The sequence below is a fragment of the Nonomuraea basaltis genome (assembly GCF_005893125.1).
Lineage (GTDB): Bacteria > Actinomycetota > Actinomycetes > Streptosporangiales > Streptosporangiaceae > Nonomuraea > Nonomuraea basaltis.
In genome coordinates this window covers 1-6065 of sequence record NZ_VCJS01000406.1, presented here as the reverse complement: position 1 = coordinate 6065, position 6065 = coordinate 1, and the positions used below count along the sequence as shown (strand labels likewise).

At 70.2% G+C, this 6065-nt stretch carries 8 protein-coding genes; 3 read left to right on the top strand and 5 right to left on the bottom strand.

What is annotated here, in order from left to right; all coding sequences use genetic code 11:
* The 3 genes from EJK15_RS66920 to EJK15_RS66910 form a co-directional block, all read right to left on the bottom strand.
* On the bottom strand, nucleotides 1-1823 hold a 1823-nt coding region (locus tag EJK15_RS66920), incomplete at its 3' end, for a polysaccharide deacetylase family protein (protein WP_240778090.1).
* Nucleotides 1820-2320 (bottom strand): hypothetical protein, encoded by a 501-nt coding sequence (locus tag EJK15_RS66915; RefSeq protein ID WP_138720535.1) that lies wholly within the window; start codon nucleotides 2318-2320, stop codon nucleotides 1820-1822. The genes EJK15_RS66920 and EJK15_RS66915, both read right to left, overlap by 4 nt.
* 78 nt (nucleotides 2321-2398) lie before the next feature.
* On the bottom strand, nucleotides 2399-3100 hold the full coding sequence (locus tag EJK15_RS66910) for a DUF2470 domain-containing protein (RefSeq protein ID WP_138720534.1): 702 nt from the start codon (nucleotides 3098-3100) through the stop codon (nucleotides 2399-2401).
* A 77-nt stretch (nucleotides 3101-3177) separates the two neighbouring features.
* Between EJK15_RS66910 and rpsD the strand changes: the two genes are divergently transcribed.
* Nucleotides 3178-3792 carry a 30S ribosomal protein S4 gene (rpsD, locus tag EJK15_RS66905; RefSeq protein WP_138720536.1) on the top strand — a complete coding sequence of 205 codons (615 nt, stop codon included), beginning with the start codon at nucleotides 3178-3180 and terminating at the stop codon, nucleotides 3790-3792.
* Here the strand turns inward: rpsD and EJK15_RS66900 are convergent.
* Complete coding sequence (locus tag EJK15_RS66900; RefSeq protein WP_138720533.1) at nucleotides 3746-4588, bottom strand: ion transporter; 843 nt, start codon at nucleotides 4586-4588, stop codon at nucleotides 3746-3748. The two genes, rpsD and EJK15_RS66900, sit on opposite strands and share 47 nt — an antisense overlap.
* Nucleotides 4589-4708: 120 nt before the next feature.
* Here EJK15_RS66900 and EJK15_RS66895 point away from each other — a divergent pair, with 120 nt between their 5' ends.
* On the top strand, nucleotides 4709-5026 hold the full coding sequence (locus tag EJK15_RS66895; RefSeq protein WP_138720532.1) for a DUF4190 domain-containing protein: 318 nt from the start codon (nucleotides 4709-4711) through the stop codon (nucleotides 5024-5026).
* Here EJK15_RS66895 and EJK15_RS66890 read toward each other — a convergent pair.
* A complete protein-coding gene (locus EJK15_RS66890) occupies nucleotides 4946-5659 on the bottom strand; it encodes a TetR/AcrR family transcriptional regulator (protein ID WP_138720531.1) in 714 nt (237 codons plus the stop codon). The two genes, EJK15_RS66895 and EJK15_RS66890, sit on opposite strands and share 81 nt — an antisense overlap.
* A 66-nt stretch (nucleotides 5660-5725) precedes the next feature.
* On the opposite strand from EJK15_RS66890, the gene EJK15_RS78345 reads away from it, so the two are divergent.
* Nucleotides 5726-5929 (top strand): ATP-binding cassette domain-containing protein, encoded by a 204-nt coding sequence (locus EJK15_RS78345; RefSeq protein WP_138720530.1) that lies wholly within the window; start codon nucleotides 5726-5728, stop codon nucleotides 5927-5929.
* Nucleotides 5930-6065 lie beyond the last annotated feature (136 nt).

Sequence of the window (6065 nt, the reverse complement as noted above, 5' to 3'; positions counted from 1 at the left end):
AACGTCCCCCGCTCGGCCACCGCCCGTCGGTGCTTCCACATGGCCTGGAGCGTCCCGTAGCACCACCGGTACCGCTGCCGCCACAACTGCCGCAGTGAGGTCGGCGCCTCCGTCCGGGCCAGCGCCTTCTCCTCGTAGACCACCCGCCACCCCTTGCGGCAGATGGCCATCGTCAGATCGGTGTCCTCGGCCAGCGTGTCCACGCTCAGCCCGCCCACGGAATCCAGCGCGGCCCGGCGGAAGGCGCCGATCGCGCCGGGCACCGTCGGCATGCAGCCGAGCAGGTCGAACGCCCGCCGGTCCAGGTTGAAGCCGATCACGTACTCGATGTGCTGCCAGCGGCCGAGCAGCCCGCGCCGGTTGCCGACCTTGGTGTTCCCGCTGACGGCGCCCACGCTCGGGTCGCTCAGCGGCGCCACCAGGTGGCCGATCGTGCCGGGCTCGAACACGGTGTCCCCGTCCACCATGATCAGGATCTCGTGCGCGGCGTGGGCGATGCCGGTGTTGAGCGCCGACGGCTTGCCGCCGTTCCGCTGGCTGATCACGCGCACGCCCGGCAGCCCGAGCGCGGCGGCCCGGGCGGCGGTGTCGTCGGTGGAGCCGTCGTCCACCACGATCACCTCGATCTCGCCCCGGTAGCCGGTGGTGACCAGCGACAGCACCGTAGCCTCGATCCCGGCCGCCTCGTTGTACGCCGGGACGATCACGCTGACCGGCGGCGGCGACGGCCACGGCGGCGCCTTTCCCACCCGCCTGCGGCCGCCCCGCACCCGCCGCACGTGAGCCCAGGCCAGGACCAGGAAGAACAGCAGCCTGGCCAGCGTGAGCGCGCCCGCCGCGGTCAGCACCCACACCAGCGACCCGGCGAACGCCGTCGACGCCCGCTGCGCCAGGCTCAGGCCCTGGCCGACGATCTGGTCCATGGTGCCGGCCGGCACGTACGCCGAGCCCAGCCCGAGCCCCTCGGTCAGCGTCGTGGCCCGGTAGCCCCGCTCGCCCAGCCGGGTGAGCAGCCGGTCCACGGCCTCGACCGTCTGGCTCCGGTCGCCACCGGAGTCGTGCAGCATGACGATCGCGCCGCGTGCCCTCGCGGGCGTGCCGGTCCGGACGATCTGCTCGGTGCCCGGCCTGCTCCAGTCCCTGGTGTCCAGGTCGGCCAGCACCACCACGTAGCCGTCGCCGCCGAGCGCGCGGATCGCCTGCCACTGGGCGGCGGTGACGGCGCTGGGCGTCGACGAGTACGGCGGCCGCATCAGCCGTGTGTGCACCCCGGTCGCGCCCGCGATGGCCTTCTGCGTCAGCGACACCTCCATGCTCAGCCGCCAGGCCGGAACGTCCGTCAAGTCCGCGTGCGCGTAGGTGTGGTTGCCCAGCTCGTGGCCCTCGTCCACGATGCGTCTGGCCAGGGCGGGGTTCTCGGCGACGCGGGCGCCTACGGCGAAGAACGTCGCCCTCGCGCCGTGCCGCTTCAGCACGTCGAGCAGCCGGGGCGTCCACTCCGGATCCGGCCCGTCGTCGAACGTGAGCGCCACCGTCCGCGCGGGCATGCGCAGGCTGCGGGGGCCCTGGCCGGTCTCGTTCACCACGGGGCCGCCGCGCCGTACCAGGTCGAGGTCGGGGGAGGAGGAGGGGCCGGCGGGCGCGGCGTGGGTCTCGCCCACCTCGTTGGTGGCGTACCCGTGCAGCACGAGTGCGAAGGACATCAGCAGCACGGCGACCACCACGAGGAACCAATGACCGCGCGGATCGGCCTGCCTGGCCCGGTGCGTGGCCTGCGGCGAGACGGGTTCGACGGGCCATACGCGGGTACCGGCCTCGCTCACCTCTTCGGGCCGGGCGTCTTGTCCGAGCCGGGCCCCGGGGTCTTCTTCGTCAGGCCGGGCGGGGTGCGCTCGGCCTCGGTCGTGGGCGAGGCAGTCGTGGACGGCGTCGGCGTCGGCGTCCGCGAGACGGGCGAGGCGGGCGGCCGCGTGCTCTCCCGCGCGGCCGGGGACGGGCTCCGCGTAGGCGTCGCCGTGCGCGTGGGCGTCGGCGTGGCCTGGACCACGGGCGCGACCGACCGGGTGGGCGTCGCCTTCGCCGAGGGGGTCGGGCTCGTCTTGACGACGGCGGGCACGGACTCCTTGGGGTCGCCGCTCCCGTCGCCCGGCCAATCGACGGCGTCCAGCCTCGTCGTGCTGAACGCGCCGCCGATCAGGACCGCCGCCGTGGCCAGCATCAGCGTGCCGAGCAGCACTCCGGCGACCATCAGCACCCGCCTGCGCCGGCCACTCTGATCGACGAACACGGCCGTGCCCGTTGGTCGATGCGCTCCACTCACGCATCAAATGCTAGAGACGAAAGCGCACTCCTTTTGCCGATGTGACGGTATGTCCGAATAATCCACATAAAACCGTGATTAACAGCTGCACAGCAGGCCGCGCATCGCCGTCTCCAGGCACAGGCCGGTGTGTGCCGGGCTCGGCCACGGGAAGCGCACCAGCGACTCGTCCACCCGCACGGTCGCGCCGAACCGGTCCAGCTCCCACAGCCACACCTCGCCGGCCGCCTCGCCGAGCTGCCTGGACACGCCGGCGGTCAGCTGCGCCCGGTGCGAGCCGTTGACGTGGGCGAGCACCCGCTCGGCGGTCTCGGTCAGCGGGTCGGGCGCCGCGCCCATGTAGTCGTCGGCGTCCAGCACCCCCGACTCCTGCCCGGTCAGGTAGACGACCTGGCCCACGTCCACGCGCAGCAGCCGGGGCGCGTCCGGCTTGCCGAAGCGCTCCAGCGCCTCGAACAGGCTCTCGTCCGCACTGTGCGCGGCCACCGCCACCGCCGCCTCGCGCGCCTCGCCTTCCGGCACGACCTCCGCCCAGCCCTGCACCTCGATCAGTCCGCGCGGGTGGGTGACGTCGCCCAGCTGCCGCATCGCCGTGAGGTTCACCGCCACGACCGCGTCGTCGCGCAGGCCGTGCAGCGCCTCTCCGGGCAGGACCAGGAGCACGGGACGGCCGCGCTCGTCGACGCCGCCGCGGGCGCGCGAGGGGGCGCCGTCAACGGACAGCTTCGCGACGCTCGAGGTCGCGGCGAGAGTGCGGATCCGCTCGGGTACCGGCAGCATGGCGCCTCCTTGGGGGTACGTTTAGTGGTAGGTTAGCCTTACCTAAGTAAGGAATACCTAATCACATCGAGGTGAACGTGCGCTACACCGGCCCCAAGGTGCGACTGTCCCGTCGCGCGGGCGTCCCGCTGACCAGGAAAGCCGTCCGCTACTTCGAGCAGCGCCCCTACCCGCCGGGCGAGCACGGCCGCAAGACCAACCGCCGCACCACCGGCGACTACGGGCTGCGGCTGCTGGAGAAGCAGAAGCTGCGCTGGTACTACGACGTGGCGGAGCGGCAGCTGCGCCGCTACTGGGACCTCGCCGTACGCAAGCCGGGCGCCTCAGGCGCCGAGCTGGTGATCCTGCTGGAGAGCCGCCTGGCCTCGCTCGTGCTGCGCGCCGGCCTGGCGCCGTCGATCTACGCGGCTCGCCAGTACATCAACCACGGGCACATCGCCGTGGACGGCCGCAAGGTGGACATCCCCAGCTATCTGGTCAAGCCCGGCCAGGTCATCACGGTCAGGGAGCGGTCGCGCAGGATGCAGCCGTTCGTGGCCGCGGCCGAGGGCATCCACGCCGACGAGCGCATCGCGCCGTATCTCTCGGTGGACCACGCCGACCTGCGCTTCACGCTCACGCATCGGCCCGAGCGCGAGCAGATCGTCATCCCCGTCGACGAGCAGCTCGTCGTGGAGTTCTACTCGCGTTAGCCGTCGTGGCGGAGCGGGCCGGGTCCTGACGCAGTTCGGCGACCTCCTTGCGCAGCTCGGCCAGCTCCGCCAGGATCCGCTCGGTGTGGGCCGTGGTGTTCTCGATCGCGGCCCGCTCCTCGGCGTTCTCGTCGTCCATGGCGCTGACCACGACCGCCATGAAGAGGTTCAGGATCACGAACGTGCAGATCAAGATGAAGATGGTGAAGAAGATCCAGGCCGTGGGGTGCCGGGTCATCACGTCCCTGGCGATGTTGCCCCAGTCGTCGCCCGTCATCGTCTGGTAGAGCGTGAACAGCGAGGTCGGCAGGCTGCCGAAGCGCTCGGGGGAGGCCTGGCCGTAGAGCTTGGTGGCCATGACCGCGGCCACGTACAGCACCAGGGAGAGCAGCACCACGATCGAGCTCATCCCCGGCATCGCGCGCAGCAGCGCCGACACCACCCGGCGCAGGCTCGGCACGACCGACAGCAGCCGCAGGGCGCGCAGGATGCGCAGCGAGCGCAGCATCGACAGGCCGCCCGTCGCGGGCGCGAAGGCGATGGCGACGATCAGGAAGTCGAAGATGTTCCAGGGGTCACGCACGAACGCCCAGCGCTCGACGTAGATCTTGGCCGCCAGTTCGACGGCGAAGATGTAGAGCGCGATGTGATCGACCGCGGTGAGCAGGTGGCCGTGGCGCTCGACGACGGCAGGGAAGGTCTCCAGGCCGAGAGTGCCCGCGTTGATCAGGATGACACCGACGACGAACCGCTGGAAACGCGGGTGGGCGAGGATGGCGCGGGTGCGTTCACGCACGGGGACAGGCTCCTTGGGGAATCGATCAGGTGCCGCACCATGATGACGCAACATGATCAAGTGGGTGACTGTGGTATAAATCCCACCTGACTGCCGCAAACAAGGGGGCCTTGAGCGACCATGTCCTATCCGAACTACGGTCCCTCGTACTATGGCCCGCAGCCGCACACCCACCCCAACGGCACCACCATCCTCGTGCTCGGCATCCTGAGCCTGGTGGTCTGCAGCTTCCTCGGCCCCTTTGCCTGGTCGATGGGCACCAAGGCGCTGCGGGAGATCGACCAGAGCGGTTACCCCTACGAGAACCGGGGCCACATCCAGGCGGGGCGCATCTGCGGCATCATCAGCAGCATCCTGCTAATGATCACCTTCGGATTCCTCATCTTCGCCTTCGGGATCGCGCTGATCAGCGGCGGCTTCTCCGCCACCTCCTACTAGGGGCCGCGCGCCGTAGTCGCCGAGCCCCGACTCCAGCAGGTCGAACGCCTTCTCCGCCTGTGCCCTGAGGTCGGGCTCGATCGTCTCCCATCCCTCGCCCGCGAGCATCCTGGCGACCGCGTTGCCGGTCAGGACGCGCGTCGTGTTGAGGAGGTGCGCCGCCACCAGCTTCGGGGCGAGATCGTCCGGTGCGGCGTCCAGCTCCTCGGTCAGCATCCGCGACAGCTCCTGCTCCCGCTCCTCGTGGATCTGCCGCAGCCGCGCGACCAGCGCGGGGCTGGCCTCCACGATCCTGGCGAACACGTCGCTGCCCGGATTGAGCCCGTGGCGCCAGTGGCGGGTGTCGATCGCGTCGAGATAGTCGCGCCGGAACGCCCGCACCACGCTCTCTCCCGGCCCGCGCTCCCGCATCACCTGTCGCGGCAGGTCGACGGCCACCTCCTCCCGGTCGGCGAACAGGTCCTCCTTGGTGGTGAAGTAGTTGAAGACCGTGTTGACCGACACGTCGGCGGCCCGTGCCACCTCGGCCACGGTCACGTTGTCGAACCCCCGCGCCATGAAGAGCCCCATCGCGACGTCCGCGATGCGCTCCCTGGTCTCGCGCTTCTTCCGCTCCCGCAGCCCTTCCCGCATGGCCCCATGCTATCAAATTTGCAGTGACACCAAAATTGTGGTTACCTCAATTTTGGAGGCGATGAAATGATCAAGACTTCAGGTCTGACGAAGACCTTCGACGGCGGCGTGGAGGCCGTCAAAGGCGTGGACATCACAGTGGAGCCCGGCGAGATCGTCGGCTTCCTCGGCCCGAACGGCGCGGGCAAGCCTACTAACGGTCTGGGGCGCTTTCGGGTTGGTAACGATACGTTGGGCCGCTTGGGTGCTCTCACCTGCGCGAGTACGTGATCTCTGGCCGGGACGTGAGAGGGCGGACGAATCGTTGCGGTGGCGCTGACTTCATGGGGCAAGATCGTAAAAGGGGGGCATTACAATCGTCCGCCAATCGGGGAGGGGCTGCGCCCCCTGCCCCCGTGCTTCCCTC

What these genes read in the sequence shown, in the direction of transcription:
- EJK15_RS78345 (WP_138720530.1), top strand. Translation starts at nt 5,726, where the DNA reads ATGATCAAGACTTCAGGTCTGACGAAGACCTTCGACGGCGGCGTGGAG.
- EJK15_RS66895 (WP_138720532.1), top strand. Translation starts at nt 4,709, where the DNA reads ATGTCCTATCCGAACTACGGTCCCTCGTACTATGGCCCGCAGCCGCAC.
- EJK15_RS66890 (WP_138720531.1), bottom strand. Translation starts at nt 5,659, where the DNA reads ATGCGGGAAGGGCTGCGGGAGCGGAAGAAGCGCGAGACCAGGGAGCGC.
- EJK15_RS66910 (WP_138720534.1), bottom strand. Translation starts at nt 3,100, where the DNA reads ATGCTGCCGGTACCCGAGCGGATCCGCACTCTCGCCGCGACCTCGAGC.